Source organism: Pseudoalteromonas sp. SWYJZ19, from assembly GCF_015864375.1.
In the GTDB taxonomy this organism is placed as follows: Bacteria; Pseudomonadota; Gammaproteobacteria; order Enterobacterales; family Alteromonadaceae; genus Pseudoalteromonas; species Pseudoalteromonas arctica.
Genome location: NZ_JADYXI010000001.1, coordinates 406,275 through 422,179 on the forward strand (window position 1 = coordinate 406,275; position 15,905 = coordinate 422,179).

12 protein-coding genes are annotated in these 15,905 nt (G+C 40.0%); 2 read left to right on the plus strand and 10 right to left on the minus strand.

Annotation, left to right across the window (positions count from 1 at the left end; all coding sequences use genetic code 11):
* Positions 1-10: 10 nt before the first annotated feature.
* From I6F45_RS01760 to I6F45_RS01780, 5 genes are all read right to left on the minus strand, one after another.
* Positions 11-2,707 carry a nitrate reductase gene (locus I6F45_RS01760; protein WP_197159526.1) on the minus strand — a complete coding sequence of 899 codons (2,697 nt, stop codon included), beginning with the start codon at positions 2,705-2,707 and terminating at the stop codon, positions 11-13.
* A 26-nt stretch (positions 2,708-2,733) separates the two neighbouring features.
* The gene (locus tag I6F45_RS01765) at positions 2,734-4,257 is read right to left on the minus strand and encodes an FAD-dependent oxidoreductase (RefSeq protein ID WP_165727761.1); all 1,524 of its coding nucleotides are present in this window, start codon (positions 4,255-4,257) and stop codon (positions 2,734-2,736) included.
* A gap of 227 nt (positions 4,258-4,484) precedes the next feature.
* Positions 4,485-5,678, minus strand: coding sequence for an alginate export family protein (locus I6F45_RS01770; protein WP_165727759.1), 1,194 nt, complete (start codon positions 5,676-5,678; stop codon positions 4,485-4,487).
* 9 nt (positions 5,679-5,687) lie between these two features.
* Entirely contained in the window at positions 5,688-7,445 is a 1,758-nt protein-coding gene (locus I6F45_RS01775) for a bifunctional protein-serine/threonine kinase/phosphatase (RefSeq protein ID WP_165740167.1), read from the minus strand.
* Positions 7,446-7,458: 13 nt separating this feature from the next.
* The gene (locus tag I6F45_RS01780; protein ID WP_165727755.1) at positions 7,459-8,928 is read right to left on the minus strand and encodes a NarK family nitrate/nitrite MFS transporter; all 1,470 of its coding nucleotides are present in this window, start codon (positions 8,926-8,928) and stop codon (positions 7,459-7,461) included.
* A gap of 288 nt (positions 8,929-9,216) precedes the next feature.
* Between I6F45_RS01780 and moeB the strand changes: the two genes are divergently transcribed.
* Positions 9,217-9,975, plus strand: coding sequence for a molybdopterin-synthase adenylyltransferase MoeB (moeB, locus tag I6F45_RS01785; RefSeq protein ID WP_165727753.1), 759 nt, complete (start codon positions 9,217-9,219; stop codon positions 9,973-9,975).
* On the opposite strand, the gene I6F45_RS01790 is transcribed toward moeB, so the two are convergent.
* The 3 genes from I6F45_RS01790 to modA are packed head-to-tail and all read right to left on the minus strand — an operon-like array spanning position 9,976 to position 12,422.
* Positions 9,976-11,004, minus strand: coding sequence for an ATP-binding cassette domain-containing protein (locus I6F45_RS01790; protein ID WP_165727750.1), 1,029 nt, complete (start codon positions 11,002-11,004; stop codon positions 9,976-9,978). It abuts the gene before it with no gap.
* A 1-nt stretch (position 11,005) separates the two neighbouring features.
* Positions 11,006-11,683, minus strand: coding sequence for a molybdate ABC transporter permease subunit (gene modB, locus I6F45_RS01795; protein WP_002959821.1), 678 nt, complete (start codon positions 11,681-11,683; stop codon positions 11,006-11,008).
* On the minus strand, positions 11,670-12,422 hold the full coding sequence (gene modA / locus I6F45_RS01800; RefSeq protein WP_197118787.1) for a molybdate ABC transporter substrate-binding protein: 753 nt from the start codon (positions 12,420-12,422) through the stop codon (positions 11,670-11,672). The genes modB and modA overlap by 14 nt, the downstream gene beginning before the upstream one ends.
* 45 nt (positions 12,423-12,467) lie before the next feature.
* Between modA and moeA the strand changes: the two genes are divergently transcribed.
* A complete protein-coding gene (gene moeA, locus I6F45_RS01805) occupies positions 12,468-13,685 on the plus strand; it encodes a molybdopterin molybdotransferase MoeA (RefSeq protein ID WP_197159527.1) in 1,218 nt (405 codons plus the stop codon).
* Between the two features lie 53 nt (positions 13,686-13,738).
* On the opposite strand, the gene I6F45_RS01810 is transcribed toward moeA, so the two are convergent.
* Together I6F45_RS01810 and I6F45_RS01815 are read right to left on the minus strand one after the other, a co-directional pair.
* Positions 13,739-14,191 (minus strand): DUF1311 domain-containing protein, encoded by a 453-nt coding sequence (locus I6F45_RS01810; RefSeq protein WP_166420722.1) that lies wholly within the window; start codon positions 14,189-14,191, stop codon positions 13,739-13,741.
* A gap of 113 nt (positions 14,192-14,304) precedes the next feature.
* Positions 14,305-15,729, minus strand: coding sequence for a sodium-dependent transporter (locus tag I6F45_RS01815; protein WP_010552537.1), 1,425 nt, complete (start codon positions 15,727-15,729; stop codon positions 14,305-14,307).
* Positions 15,730-15,905 lie beyond the last annotated feature (176 nt).

Sequence of the window (15,905 nt, forward strand, 5' to 3'; positions counted from 1 at the left end):
CCTTTTTTCTTTACATTACAACCGCAACATCAATGCTGCTAGAACCTGCTTTGTAATGTTGTTTTATTAATTGGCTTAATTGTGTTTTACACGAACCGCAATTCGTTCCACATTTAAGTTCAGACCCCAATTGCTCGACTGTGTTTGCACCGTTTTTAATGGCGTTTATAATTGGCTGCTCTCTTACTTTAAAGCAGCTACACACTTGTGCACCTTGGGTAAATTCTTCATCGGGGGTTGCATAAAGCAAAGACTGTAACTGTGTAAAGGTCAGTAATGGCTCTGCAAATAAATGGTTTATCCACTCAAGTGATATTTCTTTTTGCTCATTAGAAATAACACCAACAAACGCTAATTGATCGTTTTGAATACACTGCACATGCATGGCTTTTGCCGTATTCATAGCCGACCACTGCCCTTGTAAACCTGTTAAGGTTTGGCAGTAATACAGTAAATCACTTTGTGGCTCATTAAGCGCCAATTGGTAATTAAAGCAATTACTAGCATTAACTTTGAGCCAAAAATCACTGTCTATAACAAGTTCGTTTTTAGCAAACAGCTGCATATATTGCACAAAGGGTGCTTTAACTATATTAACAGCGCCGTGTTTGCACTCAGCCTGACCAGATAGAGGGTCAACTACCGATTGATACAACCCACTTACTGTTGCTGACGATGCAAATTGCTTATTCCAATGAATAGGCATAAAGCATTCACCTTTTCGCACCGAATCGGTTACTTTTGCATGCGCGGTAACCTGCCCTGTTTGGGCAATCGCACTTATTAAATCGTTTTGCTTAATTGCTAATTTACTGGCATCAAGCGGATTAATTTCAATGTACGGCCGTGTAATATGCGATGAAAGCGCAGTGCTTTTACCCGTGCGGCTCATGGTATGCCATTGGTCGCGTATACGTCCTGAGTTCATTACAAACGGGTAATCACTTGATGTTTTTTGCACCGGTAATTGCGGCGTTATGGCTATAAAGCGTGCTTTTTTATCAGCGGTGCTAAATTGGTTATTTGTAAAAACCTGACCATTTTTATAAGGCTGATTTTTAACAACAGGCCACATAATGGGTTTTAAATTATCATACTGATTTTGTGTGAGCCCAACTAAACCAGAAAGATTTAATAATCGGCTGCCGTTATTTTCAAAGTCGGTTAATTGTGCCCATTCTTCAAAAATGCCACTAGGGTCTGTAAAGTCAAACCCTTCAAAGCCCATTTTTTTAGCAACATCGCACATAATTTGCCAATCGTTTTTAGCTCCCGAATAAGGCGCTACTAACGGGCGTTGCCTTGATATTCTGCGCTCTGAGTTAGTTACTGTGCCGTTTTTTTCACCCCATCCGGTTGATGGAAAAACAACATCGGCAAATTTTAACGTATCACTTTTTGCAATACAGTCAGATACAACCACCAGCTCGCAGGTCTCTAATGCTTTTTTAATAGCGGCGTTATTGGGCAAACTCACCATTGGATTTGTTGCCATTATCCACACTGCTTTTATTTTGCCTGCGGCTATTTCATCAAACATATCGATGGCATTGCTGCCTGCTTTTGTAGCGATAGTTGGCGAGAGCCAAAAGCGTTGTACAAGTGATTGATGTGCTTCGTTTTCAATATCTAAATGCGCCGCTAACTGATTAGCCAAACCACCTACTTCGCGCCCGCCCATCGCATTGGGTTGCCCCGTAATCGAAAACGGACCGTTGCCTGGTTTAAGTAATTTACCTGAGGCTAAATGCGCATTAATAATAGCGTTGCACTTATCTACACCCGAACTTGACTGATTTATACCCATTGAGTAAAAGCTAATCGCACTTGGGCTGTTAGCAAATAGCGCGTAAAACTCAGTGACTTGCTCAATTGCTATATCGCAAAAATCGCTAACTGCCTCACAACTCCATTTTGTTGCCTCTTGCAGTGCGCTTTCAAAGCCGTTTGTGTGCTGATCAATAAATTGCGTATCGAGGTGGTTATGCTCATGTAAATAATTAAGTAAACCGTTATAAAGTGCGGCGTCACTGCCTGGTTTTATATTTAAAAATGTGTCGGCAAGCTCAGCTGTGTCAGTTTTACGCGGATCAATAACCACCACTTTCATATTTGGGTTAAGTTGCTTTGCACGCTCCATTCGCTGATACAAAACCGGATGAGTCCACGCTGCATTAGAGCCAATTAAAATAAGCAGCTCAGTTTGCTCTAAATCCTCGTAAGTACACGGCACTACGTCTTCACCAAAAGCCCGTTTATAACCTGCCACAGCAGACGACATACACAGGCGCGAATTTGTATCAATATTGCCTGAGCCTATGTAGCCTTTCATTAATTTATTAGCGATGTAGTAATCTTCAGTAAGTAACTGCCCTGACACATAAAAAGCCACCGCATCGGGTCCGTGCTTTTGTATTATGTCGTTAAATTTATTGGCAACATGGTCGGTGGCTTCATCCCACGTAACAGCTTGATTATTAATGAGGGGCGACATTAAGCGATTATCACTGCCCGTCGTGTCGAGCAAATGGGTGCCTTTTACACATAAACGACCAAAGTTTGCGGGGTGCTCTCGCATGCCTTCAAGCTTGGTTGGCACATTATTAAAAAGTGAAATATCAACACCACACCCTACACCACAGTAAGCACATGTTGTTTGTTTTAAACTCGTTTTATTTATAGTTGGTGACGTGTTTACGGTTGCCATACTGCTCTCTTTTAGTGTGCTTTAATTTATGCGGGCTGTTTAACAGGCTCATTAAGAGTAACTACGTTAATAGTGTTACTTGCTTTAGCGAGTGCGCTGTTTATTACGTTTTGAACGAGCTTTTCACAACCTCCACAGCCTGTACTGGCTTTGGTGCTTTGCTGCACACTTGCTAGGTCTATAAAGCCTTTAGCGACTGTTTGTTCAATGGTGTGTTTAGTTACTTTATGACAAGCGCAAATAATAGCGTCATCAGGCAAGTCGTCGGCGCTTAGCTCTGCGATATCGCCGGCAAGGGGCATAATGAGCGCTTCGGGGGCGGTGGTAAGTTCAATGTCGTTTAAATGATATTGCAGTAAATTATCGTAATCGCTGGTATCGCCAACAAGCACGGCGCCAATCAGTTTATTACTTTGTGAATTAGTGACTACTTTTTTATAAATGCCATTGGGTTGGTCTTCAAAGTAATAGCTTATTGCGCCTTCGCTGCGTGCATGTGCATCGCCAATAGAGCCCACTTCAACACCCATTAATTTAAGCTTGGTGCTCATATCGGCACCACTGAACTCATCGGCTTTATTGTCTAAGCCATTACTTTGCAAGGAACCTTGCTGGGTCTGTTGTAAAATATGCCCAACTGCAATTTTAGCCATGGCGTAACCGGGTGCCACTAAGCCAAAAATAAAATTATTCCACAGTGCACATTCACCAATTGCGTATATGTTTTTATCGCTCGTTTGGCAGTGGTTATTAATTACAATACCGCCGCGCTCGCCTAACTCTAAATTAAACTCGCGGGCTAAATTATCATAAGGGCGAATACCTGCTGAGAATACAATCATATCGGTTTCAAGGGTTTTACCGCCCTTAAAACACATTTTGTAACGGCAGTTCTCACCCTCTACTATCTCCTCAGTTGCTACCGATGTATGCACAGTAACGCCTAAATCTGTAATTTTGTTTTTTAGTAGCCGACCGCCACCCGCATCAACTTGTACGCCCATAAGTTGCGGTGCAAATTCTATTACGTGAGTCTGTAAACCCAATTGCTTTAATGCGTTTGCAGCCTCAAGACCCAGTAAACCGCCACCAATTACCACGCCTACTTTACTACCGTGGGCTGAGTTTTTTATTGCGTGTAAATCGTTAATGGTCCGATAAACAAGGCAATGCTCACGATCTTTACCCGGTATAGGAGGTACAAATGGAAATGAACCTGTAGCAAGCACAAGCTTGTCGTATTCAAACGACTCCCCTTTAGCGGTCGTTACAGTTTGCGCATCACGATTTATGTCAACCACTTTAGAATGAGTATGAAAGCGTACTTGCCAATCGTCATAGGTTTTATTGCATGTAAGTGCGAGGTCGTCTGCGGTTTTACCTTTAAAAAAAGACGATAATTGCACGCGGTCATACGCTAAACGGTCTTCACCGCTTAATACCGTAATTTCAAATTGCTCATCAGCTTGATTTTGAGAAACCAGCTGCTGCACAAAATGGTGCCCCACCATTCCGTTTCCTACTACTACAACACGCTGCTTACTTAGCATTTACTCACCTTAAAATGATATCTACTTTAGTAATTGACTAAAATTGAAATCGAATGATTTGTTATAGGTTTGTTATAGCAATATGTAAGCCAAATATATAAGCATTTAAAATCAGTAAGTTGCCTACATTGGTGCAGAGGTGAAAAGCGTAAAGCCCCACAAGATGGTGCAACTGCACCATCTTGTGTCGCTATAAATTACAAGAGGATTTTAGAAGATAGTGAGGGTTAAAATTTAGCGCTCATCCATACCCATAATTTTTGAGTATCGACTTTATTAGCAGCGGTATCGCCCGCTGAGTAATCAGCGTATTTAACACCCACTGCGTATTGTTTATTAATAGGTTTAACGTATTGTACGTTTAGCTCACTGCCTAAATCGTCAACCCCATTTGATTGCTCATTAGCATCAAAACTGTGATAAGCCACCAACCATTTTCCGTCAAACGCTTTACCATTTAAGCTTATGTAAGTGTCATCCAAGCCTTGTGCGGGTGTATTTAAAAACGTATCTGCCCAACCATTAAATTTATGTAACGTGGCAAGTGGTGTTGCAAACCCGTAATCGCCATTATCAGAGCCAAGTGACTCTATGCCAACTTTTAATGTTACTGTTTTTATACCCAAACCATTTAAATCAACAGCGCCTTCAAGTGCATAGTAATCGGCATCAAAATCACTCACGCTTGTTGACGCAGACTGCGTTGCATACTCCGCTTTGTAATAAAATTTTATGTCGTTTAGGGTTTTATTACCGTTAAAAGAGACGCCATAAGTGTCTAAACTGTCGTCTTGTAGTGCATCGTCACTTAATAAGTAACTGTATAAAACCACTTTACCGTAGTCTGTTTTAAAGCTTGCATTAATAAGATGATCGGACGATTTAATGTCTTTATCGTCAGCAAATATGCGGTTACGCTTATTTAAATAACTGTATTGTAAATCTATGTTATTAAATGCGTAATTAATGGTTGCTGCATCAAAGGTTTGTCTGTCTTGGCGCCAACCTACGTGCCCAACAAAACGCTGCCCATCAAGGGCTATTACTTGGCGTCCTACTTTTAGCGATAGACCATCGCGGGCATATTTAACAAAACCTTGGTCAATCTCAGTGTTTTCTGGGTCTGCAATAACAGAGTAATTAGTGTTTTTTCCCACCGTATTATTGTAATCATCTACGCCTAATAGGCTGCGAGTATCTTCTACTTCAATAAGGGCTGAAAAGCCATTCACCTCGTCTGTTTGATGCGTTAAGCGGGTTCTAAGTGTTAAGCCGCTTGCATCTTTTAAAGCATTGTTTTGATCAACGCTTTCAAAACGCAGTCTAAAATCAAGATCCGTTTGCGCAGCAAAGCTTATTGAAGGCGCAGTGAAGCAACCCAGTATAAAAATAATAGGTAAGTTGTTCTTATAGTTAAGCATTTTGGTTCTCTACGTTTTAATTATTAATACACATACCAAAGCAATAAATAAACACAGCGAAATACATTTCCACACCATAACTGGATCGCGTTTCATTATTGAGCTTTTATTAGCGGTACTTTCTAAATAAGGATTAGGTTTGTTGATATCGTTTATAAACTCAGAAAAAGCTTGGTATCTGAGTTCTGGTTTAGGGGCAAGCGCTTTCATAAGGGCTTGATCTAACCAAAACGGAATATCGGCTCTGTATTTACGAATACTTGTGTAGTGCCAATGGCTGTAATCTTTTGGCGCTACGTGGTTAAGTGGCAATGGTTTGTAAGGCAATTTTGAGCACAATAACTCGTATGCAATAACGCCAAGTGAAAACAAATCACTTTTAAAATCGGCGTGCATAGTAATAAGTGTTTCGGGTGCGGTGTAGTCGGCAGTGCCTTGTGGGCAATCATCCGCAATTTGCTTAACCGACTCGTCCATAGCCGCAACACTTACAGTGCCGTAATCAATGAGCGTTACTTTTCCGTGCGCATCTATCATTACGTTATCGAGTTTTAAATCACGATGTACCATATCGAGTCGCTGAAACGCCCTTAGTGCATGTACTATTTGTTCAATGATACTGCGCACTTGGGTTATTTCTGGGTGCGGCACGTCGTGCTTCCAATCACTAAGTGTTTGTCCGTCCATGTACTCACAAATATGATACAAAAAACGACTCTGCGATTGCGTGCTTAGTACTTTCATCACGTTAAGGTGGTTTATGCGTTGCCCTACCCAGCCTTCTCTTATAAAGCCTTGAAGGTAGTGCACATCATCTTCAAAATTAACCGAAGGTGCTTTTAAAACCACTGGCGGTATATCGGGCGCTTGTTGCACTAAATAAATATGCGAGCGACTACTGGCATGCAATTTACGGATAACCGTGTAGCCATCAATTTTTTGTCCAACATTAAGCGCAGGTGGAATTTTTCGTCGTGTTAGCGAATGATAAAGCTCATCTAACTTTTGCTCGGCAATATTTTCTACTTTTACAAGCAAACAACTTACGTTGTCGTCACTACCTCGCGCTAATGCAAGTTCGGTAATTGCTTTAGCCGCATTTTCTAAATTAGTGTGCTCCAAATTAACGTGTTCATTAATTAATTTAGCTATATCACTACGTGGGAGCACATCGTGTACGCCATCGCAGGTTAATATATAAATATCGTCTGCTTTTAGGTCAACTTCGTATACATCTATTTCTTGATGAAGTTGTGCGCCAAGTGCACGCGTTAGCGTATCGTTTACTTTGTGATCCCGTGTTATTGCCTCTATTTTATTTCCTCGCAAGCGAGTAATACGCGTATCACCTAAGTGAAATATATAACCCGTTGCCGACTTTAAAATAAGTGCTGTAAAAGTCGTCATCCAATCGGCTTGGCGCTGACCTAAGTGATTGTAATTAACTGATTGCGAATAAAGCCACTGATTTAAACTTGCTAACACCTTCGACACTGACTTTTTAACCGCCCAACTTTCGGGGGTATTTAAATACTCATTTATAAAATGAGTAACCGAAAGTTGAGACGCTTGTTTAGCATTTTTTGCTGATGAACACCCATCGGCTAAGCAGGCAATAACGCCTTTAGACTCTTTTTCTTGCGCTTTGGTATTAAGAGCAGCAAACGCATCTTGGTTTTCTGCTTTTAACCCTTTAGCGCTGTGCCCGCCAAATGAAACGTTGAGTTCATTTTCAAGCGCTTTAGCTTGGTGTGTTTCATCAAACATAGTCAATAATGCCTTAAGTCACTGAAATAAGTTCAACGGTGCCGTCTTCATTTACTTCGGTAATGTGTCCGTCTGGTTCTTTCATAAAAAACAGTGCGCCTAAGCCAAGTAATGCACTACCCGCAATAATGAAAAAGAAGGTTTGATAATCAACAAGTGATAATGCCGTTAAGTACACTACTGCACCAACATTACCGTAAGCACCTGTCATTCCAGCTATTTGCCCAGTTAAACGACGCTTAATTAGTGGTACTGCGGCAAATACAGCGCCTTCACCAGCTTGCACAAAGAACGAACATGCCATAGCTGCAACAACTGCAAGCCATAAAGGCCAAGATGCATCAACTAAGCCCATTACAAAATAACCAACAGCAAGACCCATTGTAAGTACAATAAGGGTAATACGACGACCTAATTTATCTGAAATCCAACCGCCACCAGGGCGAGATGCTAAGTTCATGAATGCGTAAGCAGAGGCTAAAATACCGGCATACACCATATCAAGCGCAAACACATCCATAAAAAACAGCGGCAACATAGAGACAACCGCAAGCTCAGAACCAAAGGTTGTAAAATATAAAATATTTAAAACAGCTACTTGCTTAAACTCATAACGATGCGACTCGGGTACAGGCTCTTTAAAAATATGACCATTTACGTCAAAGGTTTTATACACTTCGTAAATATAAAGCAGAACTAAAAAAGCATACACGGCAAGTACAAAATTAGCCGAAATTAGGTTAGCACCAGTTGGTGAAAGCTTCCAAGTAAGTAATGCTAATGCGCCGTACATAGGAATTTTCATAATAAGCAGTAATACAAAGTCGCCTTTACTGGTTACTTCCATTGCGCCTACTTTTTTAGGTTTAAAGTATGTACCGCCTTTTGGTGTATCGGTTACATTTAGGTACCAAATAATACCAAATATAACGCTTAATACACCGGTTAAACCTACTGCATAACGCCAACCATCTTCGCCACCAAACATTAGTGCAATAATTGGCAATAACATAGCCGCTGCTGCTGATCCAAAATTACCCCAACCGCCATAAATACCTTCCGCTATACCCAACTCATTAGCAGGAAACCATTCACTCACCATACGAATGCCCACAACAAAGCCAGCACCAATAAAGCCTAAAGCAAAGCGCGCTATTGCGGCTTGCTCAAATGTAGTTGCCATAGCAAACATAAAACATGGAATACTACAGCTAATAAGTAGTGCCGCATAAACAATACGGGGACCAAATTTATCGGTTAGCATACCCACCACAACACGCGCTGGAATAGTTAACGCTACATTTAAAATTAGTAATGTTTTAACTTGTGCCATGGTGATCCCAAGTGAACCCGCTATGGCACCTAATAAAGGAGCATGGTTAAACCATACAAAAAATGACACAAAAAAGACCATCCAACTTAGATGCAATACTTTCATTTTTCCGCTAAACGATATTAGGTTAAACCCAGAACTCGGTTGCATGTTTATTTTCCTCGTAAACGTATTATTGTTTTATTAATGCCCCACCCTTTTATATGAGTAGCAGCCCAATGTTTGTTAAATTTAAGTTAACCCGATATAGCAATTACTGAGCCACTAATTAAAAACCATAAATTTCAGATAGTTACATGCAACAGTTGTTTTTATACGTTATAGTTGCACTATATGAGTGAAGGGCTCTGGGTTGTTAGAGTGCAAATAAAAAGCGTTACTACTTGCTCTTGGATTTAACAACTTGGTATTGTTCAAAAAAAGGTTGAGATTTTAAAAATGCAAAAGCCACCATTAACTTACCAGCAGCAACTGCGCTATTCTCGGCACATTATGCTGCCGCAGCTTGATATAGACGGACAAGAGCAGCTATGGCAATCGCATGCTTTAATTATTGGTGTGGGTGGGCTTGGGTGTGCGGTAGGTCAATACTTAGCGGCATCTGGCGTTGGGACGCTTACCTTAGTTGATAACGATGAAATAGACGTGACCAACCTGCAAAGGCAAATACTGTATAAAGAAAGTGATATTGGTAGTTCAAAATGCAGTGCTGCTAAAAAACAGCTTAACGCGCTTAATAGTGAAATAGACATAAACACCATTGAGGAATTTTTTGATACAAGTACCTCTACAGAACAGCTATTTAATAACATTGATATAGTGATTGATTGCTCAGATAACCTAGCAACGCGCAATGCACTTAATAGCGCCTGTTTTAAAGCTAAAGTTCCGCTAGTGTCAGGCTCTGCAATACGTATGGAAGGACAAGTCGCGTGTTTTACTATGGATGAAAACAGCCATTGTTATGGCTGTTTATCACAATTTTTTAGTGAACAAACACAAAGCTGCTCTGAATCCGGCGTGCTTTCCCCAATTGTGGGGCTAATAGGCAGTATTCAGGCTACTGAAGCGCTAAAAATGCTTGCTGGTTTGCCAAGTGGTTTAAGCGAGCACTTACTGCTGGTGGATGGCTTAAGCATGGAGTTTAATCGTTTTAAAATAGCTAAAAACAGTCAATGTGCGGTGTGCAGCATTTAGTTATTCTAGATTACTGATTGTTGTATAAAACACATCGCCCACTTTAAAGTCGTTTTTGTCCCACACTCGTCTTGAAGCCAAGCAATACAAAGTTTGCCCATCTACATTAAGCGTTAACTGCCACTTATTATTAATAAGCTCAGCCTGAGTTAATACCGACCTTAAAACATTACTGTGCGTTGTTTGCTCAGGTTTTAACGCACTAAACGACATTTGCTCACTTTCTATAATTAGCTTATTACTGCTATCTACAAGTTCAGGAAGCACAAAAAGCGGCTGCTCACTTTGCTGTAATTGCAATTGATATAGCCCGTAGTTTTCATCAAATTTAACCACATCGTAATTAATTAAGCTCAGCGGTGTTTGCCTATCGTTTGCATAAATAGCTTTTGCAACGTGCGCACTCGCACCTTGGTTTATCACCTTACCTTTATCAAGCTGAATAAGGGTATCGCAGCAAAATAGCAGCTCTTTTAATGAGTGACTTACTATTATAAATTTAATATTAAACTTAACTGCAAACTCGCTAAGTTTAGTGAGCGTTTTAAAACGCAATGACCAATCAAGTGCACTAAAAGGCTCATCAAGCATTATAAATTTTTGACCTGCTAACAGCGTACGCGCAAATACTACACGTTGGCGTTCGCCACCCGATAAGCTTTGTACGTCACGGTTTAGTAAGTCTTGTAATTCAAGTGTTTTAACAACGTATTCTATCGTTAAGCTGGTTTGCTTATTCCCGCAGTGTTTTTGTGTAAACGCTAAATTACCTGCCACATCTAAATGAGGAAACAACGGGCACGATTGCAACTGAAGCGTAATACCGCGTTTATCGCTTGGTAACTCATGCACTGCCTGATTGTTTACATAAACACTTTTTGCAGGCTCTAAACCGCTAATACAACGCAGTAATGTTGACTTACCCGAGCCAGAAGGCCCGTAAACACCCAATACATTAAACGACTCAAGCTCAAGGTTTATATCTAAATCAAAATTATTGAGTGCTTTAAAAAGGCTTAACTTAATCATGTTATTGCTTAACCCCTACAATGCTTTTATTAAACTTAAATAACAGCACTAAACAGGCAAACGAAATAGCCAGTAAAATAAGTGAAAGCTGATGCGCCGCCGTATAATTTAACGATTCAACATGGTCATAAAGCGCAATAGACACCACCTGTGTTTGCCCCTGAATATTGCCGCCAATCATTAATACCAAACCAAACTCACCCAATGTGTGCGCAAAGCCTAAAGCAAATGCGCTACCAATACTGGGTTTTAAAAGCGGAATAATTAAATGCACAAAGCGTTTAAACGGGCTTAACCCAAGCGCAATGGCTGCTTCGTTATAGGTTTGATTAATATGCTTAAACCCAGCCACAAGAGGCTGCATTACAAAAGGCAGCGAATAAAAAAGCGAGCCAATAACCACGCCCTGAAAACTAAACGCAAGCTGAGTACCCGTTAGCCAAAACCAAAACTGCCCAAAAGCGTGATCAGGCGAAAACAAAACAAGTAAGTAAAACCCTAATAACGTAGGCGGCAGCACTAAAGGCATTGCAATTAATGCCTCTAAAAATGGTTTAAATTTACCGTTATAGCCAGCGAGCTTGTAAGCCAGTGGAATACAAAAAACAAGAAGGAGCACTGCGGTTATAAAGGCAAGTTTTATAGTTAACCACAGCGCGGTTAAATCACTTTGAAGCATTGTTGTCCTTTATTCTGTAACCTAATTCAATTAACTGCTGCTGCGTAGCCTGCGTCATTAAAAATTGCATGAGTTGCTTAGCGCTAGCACGCTTTTTAGTCGACTTAATAATAACGCCTTGTTGAATTATATCGGGATATTGATTTGTAGGCAGCACGGTGTAATCTAAATATTTTTGATCTTGCGTGTTACTGTAAGCTGCCTTTAGTGATGAAACAGCCACCAGCCCTATTCCTACATTACCACTTTGCACAAACTGAAATGCATGCGTAATATTATTACCGTACACATAATTTACTGGCTTTTTAAAATGGTTATTCGCGTAGTGCTCTGAGGCACGCCCGTATGGTGAAAAACGCGGATTAGCAATGGCTACTTTATCATTTACTTTTTCAGCTTTGGGTTGCCACAAAGCAAGTTCGCCTAACGCGTAAGTGATTAAGCTACTTTGCTCGGCATAGCCTTCTTTAATAAGTGATTGCGGTCGAAAATCGTCAGCCGATAAAAACACATCAAATGGCGCACCATGCACTATTTGCGAATATAAAACACCGCTAGAAGCGGCTGATATTTTCACGTCAACATTAGGTAATGGGGATTTTTTTAGTAGGGTTTGCAATACAGTTTTAAAATTACTCGCTACGGCTACTTGCAGCGTTTCTTTTGCGTTTACGCCGCACGAAAGCATGCATGCTATAAGCAAAAAATAACCCAACCATGTATTGTAAAGCTTTGACATTATAAGTATTGTTTCAAAATAAAATGATTTAAGTAAGCAATATATATGAACGATGTTTGCAATGCACCCGGTTTATTGCCAATTGAAACTGCAATACAAAATATACTTGGCTCAATAACGCCTGTTAAAGACGTTGAAACCATCACTATAATGCAAAGCGTTGATCGCGTTTTAGCAAGCGATGTTAAATCAACTATAAACGTACCAGCTCATAACAACTCCGCAATGGATGGCTATGCGCTATGTATTTCAGATAAAAGCTTAACCTATACACAAGTAGGTAGCGTGTTTGCAGGGCAAGTTTTTGAAGAAACGCTTACCCCAGGGCAATGCGTAAGAATAATGACCGGCGCCGCCATTGCACCTGGCGCTAATGGCGTTGTAATGCAAGAAAACGCCTCGGTTGATGGCGACAAAATTACATTTACTGCGCAACCTGAAGTAAATGAAAACGTGCGTTTTGCTGGCGAAGATATTGCAATTGACGATGTTATTTTAAAAGCAGGCGATAAATTAAAAGCCGTTGATGTGGGGCTACTTGCATCTTTAGGAATTGCCAATATAGACGTGGTAAGAACCCTAAAAATAGCCGTGCTTTCTACAGGCGATGAGCTAATAGAACCTGGTCAGCCTCTTAAGCAAGGCGCTATTTTTGAAAGTAACCGCGCTGTTATTATTAGTGCGCTGCAACAAAAAAATATAGACGTGCTTGATTTAGGAATTATCCCTGATGACAAAGAACTCATCACTAATGCATTTTTAAAAGCGAATGAACTTGCCGATGCTGTAATAAGCTCAGGCGGTGTATCGGTTGGTGAAGCCGACTTTACTAAAGAAGTGCTCAACGAAATTGGCGAAATTCACTTTTGGAAAATAGCCATGAAACCAGGCAAACCTTTTGCCTTTGGTAAACTAAGTAACAGTTACTTTTTTGGCTTGCCAGGTAACCCTGTGTCGGCTGCTGTTACGTTTAATCAGTTAGTAGAGCCTGCACTGCAAAAGTTGTCGGGGCTTGGTGAAGTAAACCCTAAAATGCGATTTAACGCGGTTACTACATCCGTTATTAAAAAGCGCCCTGGCAGAGCCGACTTTCAGCGAGGTACTGCAACAATTAACGAGCAAGGTGACTTGATGGTTGCCCCGTTTAATAAACAGGGCTCGGGTGTACTTTCGTCGCTTAGTAAAGCTAACTGCTTAATTGTAGTGCCAGCACAAAGCGGCAATATCGAAAAAGGCGCAACAGTAAGTATTGAGTTGCTATAAGCCTAAAATGCTACAGCTAACTGTATAATTTAGCTGTAGCACTGCTGCAAACCTTAAAATATTTTTATATTTAATGTTTGAATTAAACAATTTAACTTTTCGCTACGCCCTACAAACTCTTCTTTGCTCAATTTATTAACACACTTTAGCGCATTTTTAGTCGCAAAGTATCTATCATAACTTAGGCTTCTTTCGCATTTAACACTATACGTTGAGGGCCAAGAGCCACCAGCACCTGTTGCTACTCCAACAACATTACATGTAGCATCTATATACTGCTCCCATGCTGATATTTGCGCTTTAACTGCATCAACTTGGTAATCATCAGTTAGTTGCGCGTAAATTTCATCCATCATTTTACTGATTTTAGTTTTGTATCTATTACCCTCTAAATTATAAATATTCCCAGTGTGCATTGCACCGCCTTCTGGCCAACCATCAGCGCTTTGTGCAAATGCGCCAAATGATGAAATAGCAAAAGCAAACCCAATAATAATTTTATTCATTTTAAATCCTTTTAATAATTAGACCAGATACCTGTAAAAAACGCCTATAAAAAATGCCGCTAAGCTTAGCTGAGCGGCATTATATTATTCAATAAGCTTTTAAAGAGGTCTATTTAAAAACCAAATATTTTTAAATCAAAAAACTTAGTCGCCACTGTATTTATAAATATCACAGCTAGAATGACAGGAATAAACGTTGAAAGTGAAAAGTTAACGTACTTTTCCATCAAGCTTCCCGCATAATTAGGCGAACCTAAGCTTAGCTCTTGTGTTAAGCGTGCTTTTTTCCAGCGGTACATTACAAACAAACACACCATTAAGCCATTAAGCGGTAAAATTGTGTCGTAAAATACATCAACAATAATATCAAAAAAGCTCTTATTAACGCCGCCATAACTGGTGAACGAAGTAAGGCTGTCAATCATACCAAACGACATTGTACATAAAATAGTAAGTACACCGGTTGAAAGTGTAAGGATGCCCAATGCTTTTTTACGGCTAATACCTTTACGGTCACTTAGTGTTGCTGTCGGTACTTCTACTATTGAAACAAGTGAAGTAATCGCTGCAAAAAATACTAATAAGAAGAATGAGAACGCAACAATAGACGCACCTACATAACCAATATCATTTTGCAGTGCTAATAATATTTTAGGTAGGTATACAAAAATCATTGATACAGACGAGTCAGAAAGTGCTGATGGGTCTGTGTTTGGATCAAAGCTAAATATAGCGGGCAACACCATTAGGCCCGCTACAAACGCAACGAGTGAGTCTGTAATAGCGACCATTTTCGCGCTACTTACAATGTCATCCTTTTTAGAAATATACGACGCGTAAGTCATTAATATACCCATACCCAGCGATAGCGAGAAAAACGCTTGGCTTAATGCGCCATTAAGTACACTTGCACTCATCTTAGAAAAATCAGGAATAATGTAGTATTTAACACCGGCCATTGCGTTATCAAGCGTTAATACATAAGTAACTAAAGCAAGTAGCATGAAAAGTAAGGCTGGCATTAAAAATTTAGCGGCTTTTTCTATGCCTTGTTTAACACCCCCTAATAAAATTAAGTTAACAATAATAACCACAACGGCCATATAACCAAACACAGTGTAACTATTAATAAAAACACCAAAGTGGCCAGGATCTGCAAGTAAATCTAAATTACCGAGGCCTGTTTGCGTTAAGTAACCAAAAATCCAAACCGTAATTACCATATAAAACACAGCAATCATAAATGGTGTAAGCACCGCTAAAAAACCTGCTAGCTTCCATTTCTTATCGTTATTAGATAATAGCTTGTACGAACCAAGTGGATCTTTTTGAGCGTTACGACCCATTGCCATTTCAGCCATCATGACTGGTAAACAAATGAACACGACAAATAAAGCGTAAATTAATAAGAATGCGCCACCACCATTTTTGGTAGCAGAAACCGGAAAACCAACTAAATTACCAATACCAACAGCCGAACCTGCCGCTGCCATTATGAATCCGAGACGGGAACTAAATCGTTCTCTATTTTCGCTCATGCATAAAACCTTTTTATTATTTTGTATATTTCAGCGACTCTACCAGTGTTACACAGATATTTTCAAGCAATTACAGTTTAAAAATAAAATCGAAGTGTAAACCTGTGTAAATACGCTTTTAATTCACCAATTTTCAACGCTGTGGTAGTATTGCGTTAATCAAATTTAACAATTTT